Annotated in this window: 11 protein-coding genes and 2 pseudogenes; 8 read left to right on the top strand and 5 right to left on the bottom strand. The window is 39.2% G+C overall.

Annotated features, from left to right (window positions below; all coding sequences use genetic code 11):
* Nucleotides 1-33 precede the first annotated feature (33 nt).
* Nucleotides 34-1,365, top strand: coding sequence for a Rieske 2Fe-2S domain-containing protein (locus BMF77_RS18305; RefSeq protein ID WP_148764791.1), 1,332 nt, complete (start codon nucleotides 34-36; stop codon nucleotides 1,363-1,365).
* Nucleotides 1,366-1,440: 75 nt separating this feature from the next.
* On the opposite strand, the gene BMF77_RS18300 is transcribed toward BMF77_RS18305, so the two are convergent.
* Together BMF77_RS18300 and BMF77_RS18295 are read right to left on the bottom strand one after the other, a co-directional pair.
* A complete protein-coding gene (locus BMF77_RS18300; RefSeq protein WP_148764789.1) occupies nucleotides 1,441-2,046 on the bottom strand; it encodes a J domain-containing protein in 606 nt (201 codons plus the stop codon).
* A gap of 103 nt (nucleotides 2,047-2,149) precedes the next feature.
* Nucleotides 2,150-2,743: an ATP-dependent Clp protease proteolytic subunit gene (locus tag BMF77_RS18295; RefSeq protein ID WP_015083128.1), complete on the bottom strand. Its 594-nt coding sequence runs from the start codon at nucleotides 2,741-2,743 to the stop codon at nucleotides 2,150-2,152.
* A gap of 41 nt (nucleotides 2,744-2,784) precedes the next feature.
* On the opposite strand from BMF77_RS18295, the pseudogene BMF77_RS29055 reads away from it, so the two are divergent.
* Nucleotides 2,785-2,853, top strand: a pseudogene (locus BMF77_RS29055) (hypothetical protein); the annotation flags it as partial.
* Nucleotides 2,838-2,918 (top strand): annotated as a pseudogene (locus BMF77_RS29050) (hypothetical protein); the annotation flags it as partial. The pseudogenes BMF77_RS29055 and BMF77_RS29050, both read left to right, overlap by 16 nt.
* Nucleotides 2,919-2,991: 73 nt before the next feature.
* On the opposite strand, the gene BMF77_RS18290 reads toward BMF77_RS29050, so the two are convergent.
* The 3 genes from BMF77_RS18290 to BMF77_RS18280 all read right to left on the bottom strand — a co-directional run bounded on the left by BMF77_RS18290 (nucleotide 2,992) and on the right by BMF77_RS18280 (nucleotide 6,538).
* Nucleotides 2,992-3,654, bottom strand: coding sequence for an ATP-dependent Clp protease proteolytic subunit (locus tag BMF77_RS18290; protein ID WP_148764788.1), 663 nt, complete (start codon nucleotides 3,652-3,654; stop codon nucleotides 2,992-2,994).
* Nucleotides 3,655-3,868: 214 nt separating this feature from the next.
* Complete coding sequence (locus BMF77_RS18285; protein ID WP_148764786.1) at nucleotides 3,869-4,447, bottom strand: Uma2 family endonuclease; 579 nt, start codon at nucleotides 4,445-4,447, stop codon at nucleotides 3,869-3,871.
* 126 nt (nucleotides 4,448-4,573) lie between these two features.
* Nucleotides 4,574-6,538 (bottom strand): pentapeptide repeat-containing protein, encoded by a 1,965-nt coding sequence (locus tag BMF77_RS18280; protein WP_148764784.1) that lies wholly within the window; start codon nucleotides 6,536-6,538, stop codon nucleotides 4,574-4,576.
* Between the two features lie 190 nt (nucleotides 6,539-6,728).
* Here BMF77_RS18280 and BMF77_RS18275 point away from each other — a divergent pair, with 190 nt between their 5' ends.
* The 5 genes from BMF77_RS18275 to BMF77_RS18250 all read left to right on the top strand — a co-directional run bounded on the left by BMF77_RS18275 (nucleotide 6,729) and on the right by BMF77_RS18250 (nucleotide 12,340).
* Nucleotides 6,729-7,559, top strand: coding sequence for a DUF4351 domain-containing protein (locus BMF77_RS18275; protein ID WP_148764782.1), 831 nt, complete (start codon nucleotides 6,729-6,731; stop codon nucleotides 7,557-7,559).
* Between the two features lie 135 nt (nucleotides 7,560-7,694).
* Entirely contained in the window at nucleotides 7,695-8,156 is a 462-nt protein-coding gene (locus BMF77_RS18270; protein WP_148764780.1) for a DUF29 domain-containing protein, read from the top strand.
* Between the two features lie 527 nt (nucleotides 8,157-8,683).
* Nucleotides 8,684-9,940, top strand: a complete 1,257-nt coding sequence (locus BMF77_RS18260) for a VWA domain-containing protein (protein ID WP_148764778.1) — start codon at nucleotides 8,684-8,686, stop codon at nucleotides 9,938-9,940.
* A complete protein-coding gene (locus BMF77_RS18255; protein WP_148764776.1) occupies nucleotides 9,937-11,217 on the top strand; it encodes a VWA domain-containing protein in 1,281 nt (426 codons plus the stop codon). The genes BMF77_RS18260 and BMF77_RS18255 overlap by 4 nt, the downstream gene beginning before the upstream one ends.
* A 655-nt stretch (nucleotides 11,218-11,872) precedes the next feature.
* Nucleotides 11,873-12,340: a helix-turn-helix domain-containing protein gene (locus tag BMF77_RS18250; RefSeq protein ID WP_148764774.1), complete on the top strand. Its 468-nt coding sequence runs from the start codon at nucleotides 11,873-11,875 to the stop codon at nucleotides 12,338-12,340.
* Nucleotides 12,341-12,559: the final 219 nt, after the last annotated feature.

Genomic DNA, 12,559 nt, shown 5'->3' with positions numbered 1-12,559 from the left:
CTACTTACTTATTTAATTAAAAACACAAGAACAATGAGAGAAAAATTTAACTTTTTTCACCAGTGGTATCCTCTCATACCCATAGAAGACCTGGAACCGCAAAAACCAAAACCCATCACATTATTAGGCAAAAGATTAGTAATTTGGAAACCCAGTAACTCAGAAACCTATCGGGTATTTTTAGATCAATGTCCCCACCGTCTCGCACCATTAAGCGAAGGTAGAATAGAAACTAAAACAGGTAACTTAATGTGTAGTTATCACGGTTGGGAATTTAATGAAAATGGCATTTGTCAGCGCGTTCCCCAAGCAGAAAACCCAGAAATTGTCACTAAAAATCAAGATAATTTTTGTGTTATTTCCTTTCCAGTGCGTCAACAACAGGAACTACTTTGGGTGTGGCCAGATCAAAAAACAGCCGCAATAGCAGAAAATACACCTTTACCATTATCACCCCAAATAGATGCAGAAAAAGGATTTGTGTGGTCGAATTATGTTCGTGATTTGGAATACGATTGGCAAACATTAATAGAAAATGTTGCAGATCCTAGTCATGTCCCTTTTGCTCATCATGGAGTCCAAGGTAATAGAGACAAAGCTCAACCTATACCTATTAACATAGTTAAATCAACCATGGATTTAATTGAAGTAGATATTGCGAGAGGTTTACCCACAACAATTACATTTGAACCACCTTGTAGATTAGAATATGCAATTAGTCTTGGTAATACTGGCAAAAAATTAGGTTTACTGGTTTATGCTATTCCTGTATCTCCTGGTAAATCGAGAATAGTTGCTCAATTTTCCCGCAATTTTGCTAAGACTTTACATCGCTTTATTCCTCGTTGGTGGAATCATATTCATGAAAGAAATCTAGTATTAGATGGGGATATGATGCTACTAAATCAGCAAGAGTATTTATTACAGAAGAAACAATTACATGAAAGCTGGAAAACTGCCTATAAATTACCGACAAATGCTGATAAATTAGTAATTGAATTTCGCAATTGGTTTGATAAATATTGTCAGGGTAAATTGCCTTGGCATGAAGTAGGAATTAATGTGAGTGAACCTACACCTATTAATGATAATCATGCGGAAATGTTGGATAGATACAAACAACATACCCAGCATTGTAGTAGTTGTCGAACCGCAGTTAAAAATCTAGAAAGGTTGCAAATAGGACTTTTAGCATATTTTGTAATTGTTATATCTGGAGTGGCTTTATTACCTGATGATTGGCGGTTACAGCTAGGTTTACCATTAATAATTACCGCACTTTTAGGAGTAGGAATTTCTGCGTGGTTGAAATTTTCATTCATCCCTAAATTCTACTTTGTAGATTACATCCACGCAGAGAAATAAACAATTCAAAAATAAAGTATGAATCAATAATAAACTCTTACCAATTATCAATTACCAATCACCCATTACCCATTACTAAAGTTTCAATTCCAAACGTTGAAAATCCTGCTGAACTTCATTCCATAAAGCTTTATTGTATGGGTCAGTTTTTAAGGCTTTTTTCAGATAAATTCTGGCTTTTGGCAGTTGTTTTTCCGTAATTAAAGCTCGTCCCCAGATTTGATAAGCGATCGCTAACCATTGACGCACCTCCCCATCCCCCGGTAAACGCGCCAGTAAAGCCTCTGCTAGAGCGATCGCCTGGGGAAAACGTCTTTCCTGTAAAAATCGCTGTAACTGCTCATAAGTCTTCCACTTTAACCGTTGTTCTATATCCTCTAAATTGGGTGGATGAGATATAACCGTTGTTTTTGATGCTGCTGGTTGAGTTTGCACTTCTCTAGCACTAGAAACATCAGTTTTCACCTCATTAGTCCGAGGCTTAATTTCCTCCGGTGGTAAAACAGTTTGCAGAAACTTATAAGCCTCAGTCACCGCAATAAATTTGTCTTTCGCTTTGAGATCATTTGGGTTGATATCAGGATGATATTGCTGAACCAATCGGCGATAGGACGCTTTCACATCAGCAAAAGAAACTCCCGACCTTAAACCCAATATCCGATAATAATCTTCAAGATCCATGTTGCTTCATTTGACTTAAATTCAAAATTCAAAACTAAAAATTCAAAATGAGTAATTCATACTTTTGAATTTTACATCTTGAATTTTGAATTATTTTCCACTATTAAATACGTTCTTCAATCACACGATCAATTAAACCGTATTCCTTAGCCTCTTGAGCAGACATAAAAAAGTCACGATCCATGTCTTTTTCAATCTTGCTTAAAGGTTGAGTAGTATTATCAGCATAAATTTGATTTAACTGACTCCGAATTCGCAGAATTTCTCTAGCTTCGATTTCGATATCAGAAGCTTGTCCGCGAGTTCCCCCAGAAGGTTGGTGAATCATAATCCGGGAGTGAGGTAAGGCCATGCGTTTACCCTTTGTCCCCGCAGCCAACAGGAAAGATCCCATAGAAGCAGCCAAACCAACACAGATTGTCACCACATCAGACTTAATGTGTTGCATGGTGTCATAAATTGCCAAACCAGATGTCACCATCCCACCGGGGGAATTGATATATAAATAAATATCCTTCCCTGGATCATCGGAATCCAGATACAGCATGACAGCAATAATTTGGTTAGCAATTTCGTCATCCACATCTCTTCCCAGGAAAATAATTCTTTCCCGGTAAAGACGGTCATAAATGCTAATCCAATCTGTATATTGTCCACCGGGCATCCGATAAGGAACTTTAGGCACGCCTATAGGCATTTGCGGTACTCCGTTTGTAATTAGTTAATTGTCAGTAGTCAGTGGTCAGTGGTCAGTGGTCAGTAGTCAGTGGTCAGTGGTCAGTGGTCAGTGGTCAGTGGTCAGTGGTCAGTGGTCAGTGGTCAGTGGTCAGTGGTCAGTGGTCAGTGGTCAGTGGTCAGTGGTTAGTGGTTAGATGAAGCTATATCTTCTTACCAATTACCAATTACCCATTACCCATTACCAATCACCAATTACCCATTACCTATTTAAAGCACACTTGCAGGGAGTGGGAGATTAGCGAGTTCTTCCTTCCTAAAAACCCTGTCAATCAAACCATACTCCTTAGCTTGGTCGGGAGTCATGTAGAAAAGACGATCCATGTCCTTGCTAATTTTCGTCATGTCTTGTTCAGTCGTCCGGGCTAGAATTTCCAGCATTGAAGCTTTATTTGCCAAAACTTCCTTAGCACGAATTTGAATATCCGTCGCCTGTCCTTGGGCGTAGCTTTTCGGCTGATGCAGGATAATGGAAGAATTGGGCAAACTAGCACGACAGCCTTTTGTCCCAGCACTAAGAATCATCGCAGCCATACCCATAGCCGAACCAATACAAATGGTGTGGATAGGAGGCTTGATATATTTCATAGTGTCATAGATAGCGAAGGCTTCGGTTTCAAAACCGATAGGTTCGCCACTGTAACCAGAAGTACCTGTAGAGTTGATGTAGATTTTAATTGGTTTTTCGGGATCATCGGACTGCAAATACAGCAATTGAGCGACGATTAATTCCGTAACAGACGGAACAAGTGGCATACCCAGATACACAATCCGCTCCTTCAATAGTAGGGACGGTAAATCTGGCGGCGGTGTCCGGTAGGAGCTATCGCCGGAATAGGGGGCTTGCACAGCCTTGAGGTGAGAAATATCCATAGCAACTAATCGCCTGAAACTATGCCGTTAATGTATTACATCCTAACGCGATGCTCACCCAATTTAGGGTGTGGATTTCTCCCTGATAGTGAAAAAAGCTAAATTTTAAAATATTTGGGTCTTGAGTCCCAATTATGCCAAGTACAGCAGAACCTAGGGGCGCAGGGTCTGCGCCTTCAATTGTATGGCATCTAACCAATAACCGCTATATGTTTCATGAAAAAATCGGTTGCAAATCTAAAATAAATCCTGGTAATACATCTTCTCCAGATAAATTTGCAGGAGATTGTAAAACTTCTATTTCTTGATTTGGGCGATAAATTTCTACTTGTTTATTTTTCGGATTAATTAACCAACCTAACCGCAAACCATTGGCGATATATTCTCGCATTTTGGCTTGAGTATCGGCTAAATCATCGCTTTCAGAAACCAACTCAATCACAAAATCAGGACATAAAGGCAGAAACCTTTTTCTTTGTTCTGGTGTGAGTGCATTCCATCTTGCTATCTTGATCCAAGAGACATCAGGGGAACGGGTAGCGCCATTAGGTAATTTAAAACCTGTAGAAGAATCAAAAGCCTTTCCTAACCCATTTTGGCGATTCCAAAACCAAACTTGTCCACCTAATTCTAGGTTTCTATCTCCCGTTTCTCCTCCTGTTGGTGACATAATACTTAATTCTCCTTGAGCCGATAATTCTAAACGTAAATCTTTATTAGCAGCGACCATTTCCACAAATTTATCATCTGTGAATTTTAGTGATTGTGGTATTTGTAAAATTACAGCAGTCATGATTCATACCTCTTAATTAATCTCCATTTATTCCTCGTTCCCAGTCTCCGACTGGGAATGCTTTCCGGGAGGTTCTACCTCCCATTTTAACGATATTTTCAGAACAGGGTGGTTAGAAAATACGTTTTAACTTAAACCTAAAAAACCAGAAATTATCGGCAATAATTTACCGCATTCTTCAACCAATTTTGCCGCAGTTGGTAAATGAGCAATTGTTCCTTTTAACATTGTAATTGCTGTATCTGCTAAATCCTGTTTTTCTTGAGGATTTTGAGCCGCTTCTGCTAAAGATTTAACTTGTTTTAAAGCCTTTTCTTTTTCTTTTTCTGTTAAATTACTATCAGTTTCAATAGCTGTTTTTAATTGGGTTAATAATTCTTTAATTCCTGGTTTTTCTGGTTCGGGTGCAGTTGCTAATTCATTAATAGTATTTGTGACTGTACCACTGATTTCACCTAAATTCAAAGCTTGTCCACTGGCGTTAAAATCTCTACCAATATTACCAATTTCAATTTTACGGCTAGAATCCTTAGTCATATTTTCATTCTCCACTTTATTATCAATTTGAACATTAATAGGTTTATTAGCTAATGATATAATCATTTCTGGTATTTTACCACTTTGTTGACGATGAAAATTTATTTCCTCATCTTTAGCTTGTAAAACTGCTTTATATTTTTCTTCTACTGCCGCTAATGCTAATTGATAATTTTGAGTAAAATCGCTGTGAATCTTTTCTTTATCGGCATTTTCAGGAACAGCAACTTTAACAACTACCACACTATCACCTTTATTTTCAATACTCTGAATATCTAATTCTGTATCTCTATTTTGATTTTGAACTTGATCAAAAGCATTAACAAAAGCCTTCCAGTCAATACCATTTTGGAAAATTAAATCAACAGTATTTAAAACTTCTTCAAATAATTTTGTAAATTCTCCTGGTTGAAATTCCCCACTACTCGGACGACGTTCCCGGTCATCTGTTCCCGGTTTAGGATATTCTAAAAGGTAGACAAAACGACAATCTACATGATCTAATATAGTTGTACTTTCAATATTCCAAGCTTCCACACAAGCACCTGTGATATGAGCTTTAGTGAAATTAGTACCCACAGCTTGAGTAAGAGTCAGATTTGCCCATTCTAAATTAGCTCCTTGAAAAGTGGCTTGAATAATATCAGCATTGTTAAAATTAGCCTCTTTCAAGTCCGCACCTATTAGGTTTGCACCTTTCAGATTTGCACCAATATAAGGTTTATTTCTACCATTAAGAGTAACGAGCAAATTGAGAACAGCAGGGTTACTTAATATAGTATTACCCGGTCTAGCAAAATCAAGTTTTTTCGCTTCATAAAAACGAGTGCGCGTTAGATTTGCTGTTCTGAAATCCGTGTTTTTCAGGATTGCACCTGTAAAATCAGCGTCAGTTAAATCAGCACCATAAAAACTTGTGCCTCCTGTTGTAGCAAAAGCAATAGCATAAGAGCGAATCCAAGCATCTCTTTCATCTCCCTTTAAACTACGCCAGCCGATATAAGCACTAAAAATTACAAAAACTCCGGCTCCGGCTACGGCTACGGCTAGGGCTACGGCTACGGCTCCGGCTCCGGCTCCGGCTACGGCTACGGCTCCGGCTCCGGCTCCGGCTCCGGCTCCGGCTAGGGCTACGGCTGCGGCTACGGCTCCGGCTCCGGCTACGGCTCCGGCTACGGCTAGGGCTCCGGCTACGGCTACGGCTACTAAACCCTTGCGAATAGTGATAATACAAAAGACTGTCACTATAACTAGGCTAACTATTCCACCAATAACGTTTTCAGAACTTTTTGTATCAAAAACATATGTTATTAATACACCAATAAAGATTGAGAAAAACCCTGATAGCGCTGACTGTAGGAACGTAATTATTAGTAACCCAATTACCCAACGCTTCTGTAGTCCAGCCTTAGCGCCACTAAAATCAGCACCTTTAAGGATAGCGTTGGTAAAATTTGCCCCTCTAATATCAGCTTTGCTAAAGTTCGCACCTGTCAGGTTTTGACCTTTAAAAGAGCGTCCTCGGAGATTTTGACCGCCGTAGTTTGGTGACATAATCGCATCCGCAAGAGATTATCTATTAAATTTTACACTTATTTGTGGGTATTATTCCCAGTTTTGGTTAAATTTTGTTAAATATGGCTTTTCTTAATCCAGGTAAATATTTTTAAACTAAAACCCAAGCATCAGTATATATGTAAGAATCTGGTAAATAACAATTACCAGATTCAAGGAAAAAAATAACTTGTCCTACGATAACACTTGTAAGTACCTAGCGGAAACCTATCCTCAAGATTTTGCCAGATGGTTACTAGCTGGTGAAGTATCAGAGGTGGAAATCTTGAAAACCGAACTTCATCTTGAACCCATACGCGCTGACGCGGTGATTTTCCTCAAAGTCGGTAATAAAATCTTACATTTAGAGTTCCAAACTACACCGAAATCGAAAACACCCCTTGATTTTCGGATGCTTGACTACTACACTCGCTTAAAACGTCAATATTGCTGTGAAATTGAGCAAGTCATGATTTTTTTGCAAGCCACAACTTCCGAAATGGTGTTTAATAGTCAATATGTAGACACCAACACTATTCACAAATATAGAGTTATACGGATGTGGGAAGAGGAAGCAGCGTTACTACTTGCTAACCCCGCACTATTACCATTAGCAACTTTAGCAAAAAGCGACTCACCCGAAAATCTTTTAACCCAAGTTGCTGCTGCTGTAAATACAATTGAATCCAAGAAAGCACGGGATAATATTTCCGTTTGTACACAGCTTTTAGCCGGGTTAAGATTTAATAGAAATCTACTTAAACAACTGTTTCAGGAGGACATTATGGAAGAATCTTGGGTTTATCAGGATATTCTGCAAAAAGGTGAGCAAAAAGGCAAAAGAAGAGAAGCACTAGAATTGATTCTCCGTCAGTTAAAACGCCGCTTTGGGAATATTCCAGCCAGAATAGAACAGCAACTTCCTAATTTGGGATTAACTCAACTGGAAGATTTAGCCGAAGAATTATTAGATTTTTCGCAAATAGATGATTTAGTTAAATATATGGCGAATATTTCCTAACAACAAAAACCATTATTATCCTCGTTCCCTGGTTCTGCCGGGGAATGCTATATTTAGCATCAAGGTGAATTATGAAGAAAGAGAAACAATAGAATGATTTACTGATAAGATTATTGCAGGAGGTTAGAAATCATTATGACAACACATCAACCAACAGTCATTACCAATGATAATCTTTACGACCAAGATTTTTATCTGTGGATAGAAACCATATCTAAACAATTAAAAGCAGGGAAATTTGCAGAAATTGATTTAGCAAATCTGATAGAAGAAATTGAAAGCATGGGAAAAAGTGAAAAACGGGAGTTAAAGAGCCGTTTAATTGTGCTATTAATGCACTTACTAAAATGGCAATATCAACCTGAAAAACGTAGTGAAAGCTGGCGCAGTACGATTACAGAGCAACGTATTTGTATTGAATTATTATTAGAAGATAGTCCTAGTTTGCAACCTCTACTTATAGAAATATTTGCAGATTGTTATGAAAAAGCTCGTTTAAAAGCATCTGAAGAAACAGGAATTAAATTAAACTTCTTTCCTAAAGAATCTCCTTTTACTTTAGCAGAAACCCTGAAAAATTACTTTTTGAATAATTAAATTCTATCAATTTTCATGTTTATTTGTTCATATTTCAGTCTCTGTTTTAGGGAAAGTTAAGGCTTTTATTCCAGTGATTCTCAGCCTGTGACTCCTAAGAGGTTGTTTGAAAAGTTATGGTTGATGTATCAAATATTTTTTACCCCACCCTAACCCTCCCCTTGTAAAGGGGAGGGAACTGGATTTTTATTGTTTCTCCCCTTTACAAGGGGGGACTAAGGGGGGTAGCAATGTGATGAAAATTACGGAATACCACTTTTCAAACATCATCTAAGAGGTTGTTTGAAAAGTATTATATCAAACCCGTAATCTCCAAAAACCTAACCCCCCTACCCCCCTTCCCTGCAAGGGAATGGGGGTTTTAAAGCCTCTCCCCTTGCAGGGGAGAGGTTTGGAGAGGGGTCAGTCTATACATTCAAAACTTTTCAAACATCCTCTAAATTAACTTATTTTCCGTAGTATAGAGGATGCGGTTTGAAGTTATCTGTAAAATTGTATCTGTCTAAACTAGATAGGAAATTGAAATTATGAAAGTTAATTTACAACTAGCGCTCAATGATGCTGGTATAGATGCAAATCAAACTAGCACTCAACGTCAATTAGTAGTTTCCGTTTCTGCTGGTGGTGAAACTATAGATCGGACTGTACCCTTGAACTTATGCTTAATTCTCGATCATAGCGGTTCAATGCAAGGGAAATCCCTGGAAACCGTGAAAAATGCCGCCTGTTTATTAGTAGATCGTCTGAGTCCTGAAGATCGTCTCAGTGTAGTTGTTTTTGACCACCGTGCCAAGGTTTTAGTCCCCAATCAGTTAATTACAGATCGCCAACAGATTAAAAAGCAAATTAAACAACTCACCGCTGATGGGGGAACTGCTATTGATGAGGGTTTACGTTTAGGAATTGAGGAGTTAGCCAAGGGTAAACATGATACCGTTTCCCAAGCATTTTTACTGACTGATGGGGAAAATGAACATGGTGATAACGATCGCTGTTTGAAATTTGCCCAATTAGCCGCCAACTATAATTTGACTCTAAATACATTGGGATTTGGTGACAATTGGAATGATAAGGTTTTAGAAAAAATCGCTGATGCTGGTATGGGTACGTTGTCTTATATTCAACACCCAGATCAGGCTGTATCGGAATTTGGTCGCTTATTTAGTCGAATGCAAACAGTGGGGTTGACTAACGCTCAACTATTATTATCTTTAATGCCTAATGTCCGACTGGCAGAACTCAAACCCATTGCCCAAGTTTCCCCAGATACCATTGAATTACCAGTACAACCCGAAAGCGATGGGCGCTTGGTGGTGAGATTGGGCGATTTAATGAAAGACGGAGAACGGGTAGTTTTAGTTAATATTTATGTGGGACAGTTGCCAGAAGGTAAACAGGCGATCGCTAATGTTCAAGTCCGCTACGATGACCCCGCCCATAACCAAATCGGGCTACACTCCCCCAATCTACCAATTTATGCTCATGTCACCAGGGAATACCAACCAACACCAAATCCCCAGGTACAACAGTCGGTTTTAGCTTTAGCCAAATATCGCCAAACCCAGTTAGCCGAAACGAAATTACAGCAGGGTGATCGGGCTGGGGCAGCAACGATGTTACAAACTGCGGCAAAAACTGCTCTGCAAATGGGAGATGCTAGTGCGGCAACGGTATTGCAAGTTTCCGCCACCCGCTTACAAGCTGGGGAAGAGTTATCAGAAAGCGATCGCAAAAAAACCAGAATTGTCTCAAAAACTGTTTTGCAAGATGCTTCCCCCCAATGAAAGTTCAACTAACATCGGCTCTAAATGATACTAACGTTGATGCTGCCCAACAAAGCAATCAACGACAACTCTCAATTTCCATTTCCGCTATGCCTTCTGAACTTGAACAAAATTTACCCTTAAATCTCTGCTTGATTCTCGATCAAAGTGGTTCTATGTCTGGTGAACCCATGAATATCGTCATTCAAGCAGTTGAACAATTATTGGATCAATTAAAAGCTGGTGACAGGATATCCGTTATCGGTTTTGCTGGCTCGTCTGGGGTCATTATCCCCAACCAAATCGTCCAAGATATTGAAAGCATCAAAACCCAACTCAAAGCCAAGCTGAAGGCTGGTGGTGGTACTGTCATTGCCGAAGGTTTATCTCTCGGCATTACAGAACTACTCAAAGGCACAAAAGGCGCGGTTTCCCAAGCCTTCTTACTGACAGATGGCCATGGGGATAACGGTTTACAGATTTGGAAATGGCAAATTGGACCAAATGACAATAAACGGTGTTTGCAACTTGCCCAAAAAGCCGCCAAACTCAATCTGACAATTAACACTCTGGGTTTTGGTGATGACTGGAATCCAGATTTATTGGAAAAAATTGCTGATGCTGGGGGTGGGACTCTCGCTTATATCGAGAACCCGGAACAAGCTGTAACTCAATTTGCGCGGCTGTTTCGACGGGTGCAGTCAGTGGGATTAACAAATGCCCATTTACTTCTATCCTTAGTGCCGGTTGTGCGTCTCGCGGAACTCAAACCAGTCGCCCAAGTTGCGCCAGATACCATTGAATTACCAGTAGAAACCGATGCTAATGGGACTTTAATGGTGCGGTTAGGGGACTTGATGAAGGATACCGAACGGGTAGTTTTAGCGAATATTTATCTGGGACAATTGCCAGAAGGGAAACAAGTTATTGGTCATATCCAAATTCGCTATGATGACCCATCGCTGAATAAACAGGGTTTACTTTCTCCCTTAGTGCCAATATATGCTAATTTTACGAAAAGTTATGAACCTGCTCTCAATTCCCAGGTGCTAAACTCGATTCTGCTTTTGGCTAAATATCGGCAAACTCAATTGGCTGAGGCAAAATTAGAATTAGGCGATCGCCTTGGTGCTGTTACAATGTTACAAACTGCTGCTAATACCGCCTTACAAATCGGTGACACCTGTGCAGCCACGGTGTTACAAGTTTCGGCAACTCGCTTACAAGCAGGTGAAGAACTATCGGAAGCTGACCGCAAAAAGACAAGAATGGCATCCAAGACAGTTTTGAAAGAATAGCTGTAGGGTAGGTCTTTTGACCTACCCTATCAAATTTTTAGTAAAAAACCAAGATAGACATCGGCAATATCACATTTAGAGAAATTTGTACACACCTTATAGGAAGATGAATAAGAATAATATAAGGTTTAAAGTAGCTATATATGGTAAACACCTGGTATATATAAAGGCTTGGCTAACCCCAGGTCTTTTTTGTATTTAAAGTAGTTGGTAAAATTTTATGAATTCCTATTTATGATGTCAATATGTGTTGTTGCCATGGTATATCACATTTAGAGGAATTTGTACACATTCCATAGGAAGATGCTATGTGGCTAGATTAGCACTAAATTAATTATGTACGTTGTTAAGCACAGCAATTATGGAGGTTTGGTAATATGACCAAACCTTTTTTTTCGCTTCAACCAAAAATTAACATCAATCCAACCTACGAATTAAAGATTTTTTCAATTTGGTAAAGGTATTGTTGTATAGCGTCACAATACTTAGTCATGAAATTATTTTCGTCTACTTACTTAACTGTTATAGGGCTACACTGAAGCCAATAGATTTTTGATAATACATACAAATCATTTGTTACTATGTACTGTAATTAAAAATATCCATCTGGAAACCCACGTCAGATACCAAATACATTAATCAAAATAACAGTCCTATGGGATGCCGACTGAGAGTTGTTTTAACTGATCAAGAAAAGTTAACGCTAGAAGAGTTAAGAAGGTCTAAAGACGCTCCTCAACGAACAAAAGATCGCGCTCAAGTTCTACTGTTGAACGCTAGGGGATTAAAAAACGAGGAAATTGCTCAAGGTTTAAACTGGGCAGTTTCTACAGTCCGTCAAACCTTACACCGTTGGGAAAAGATGAGTTTAGCAGGATTATGGGATGCTCCAGGGCGAGGAGGAAAACCCCGTTATTCAGAAAATGATTTAGAGTATCTAGAAAACTGTCTAATTGAAGAACCCCAAACTTACAACTCTAAACAACTAGCCAAAAAACTAGCATCTGAGCGACAAGTTTACTTGAGTGCTGACCGACTTCGCAGAGTCCTTAAAGCCAGAGGCAAAGTCATCAAGTCATCAATACACGCAGAGAGCAGGGGGCAGGGAGCAGGGGAAAATTGACAACTGACAACTGACCACTGTACGGGGGAAGCATTAGACCTCTGGTGAAAATGAATGTAGAGACGTTCTATAGAACGTCTCTACAAGGGTTTCAAACCACGCACATTTAATTACCGGAGATGTCTATTTGGAGAACTATTTTTGGCAATGAGCGATAATTTATCTTCCAAATGCTGACTGTACGGGCGAAGCATTTGGAGAACTATTTTTGGCAATGAG

Origin of the sequence: Dolichospermum sp. UHCC 0315A (assembly GCF_008121535.1) — a bacterium.
Lineage (GTDB): Bacteria > Cyanobacteriota > Cyanobacteriia > Cyanobacteriales > Nostocaceae > Dolichospermum > Dolichospermum lemmermannii.
The sequence above is the reverse complement of the archived record's forward strand: the minus strand, read 5'-3'. Positions and strand labels throughout refer to the sequence as shown.

Coding starts and splice junctions, on each gene's coding strand:
- BMF77_RS18305 (WP_148764791.1), top strand. CDS start 34: ATGAGAGAAAAATTTAACTTTTTTCACCAGTGGTATCCTCTCATACCC.
- BMF77_RS18300 (WP_148764789.1), bottom strand. CDS start 2,046: ATGGATCTTGAAGATTATTATCGGATATTGGGTTTAAGGTCGGGAGTT.
- BMF77_RS18295 (WP_015083128.1), bottom strand. CDS start 2,743: ATGCCTATAGGCGTGCCTAAAGTTCCTTATCGGATGCCCGGTGGACAA.
- BMF77_RS18290 (WP_148764788.1), bottom strand. CDS start 3,654: ATGGATATTTCTCACCTCAAGGCTGTGCAAGCCCCCTATTCCGGCGAT.
- BMF77_RS18285 (WP_148764786.1), bottom strand. CDS start 4,447: ATGACTGCTGTAATTTTACAAATACCACAATCACTAAAATTCACAGAT.
- BMF77_RS18280 (WP_148764784.1), bottom strand. CDS start 6,538: ATGTCACCAAACTACGGCGGTCAAAATCTCCGAGGACGCTCTTTTAAA.
- BMF77_RS18270 (WP_148764780.1), top strand. CDS start 7,695: ATGACAACACATCAACCAACAGTCATTACCAATGATAATCTTTACGAC.
- BMF77_RS18260 (WP_148764778.1), top strand. CDS start 8,684: ATGAAAGTTAATTTACAACTAGCGCTCAATGATGCTGGTATAGATGCA.
- BMF77_RS18255 (WP_148764776.1), top strand. CDS start 9,937: ATGAAAGTTCAACTAACATCGGCTCTAAATGATACTAACGTTGATGCT.
- BMF77_RS18250 (WP_148764774.1), top strand. CDS start 11,873: ATGGGATGCCGACTGAGAGTTGTTTTAACTGATCAAGAAAAGTTAACG.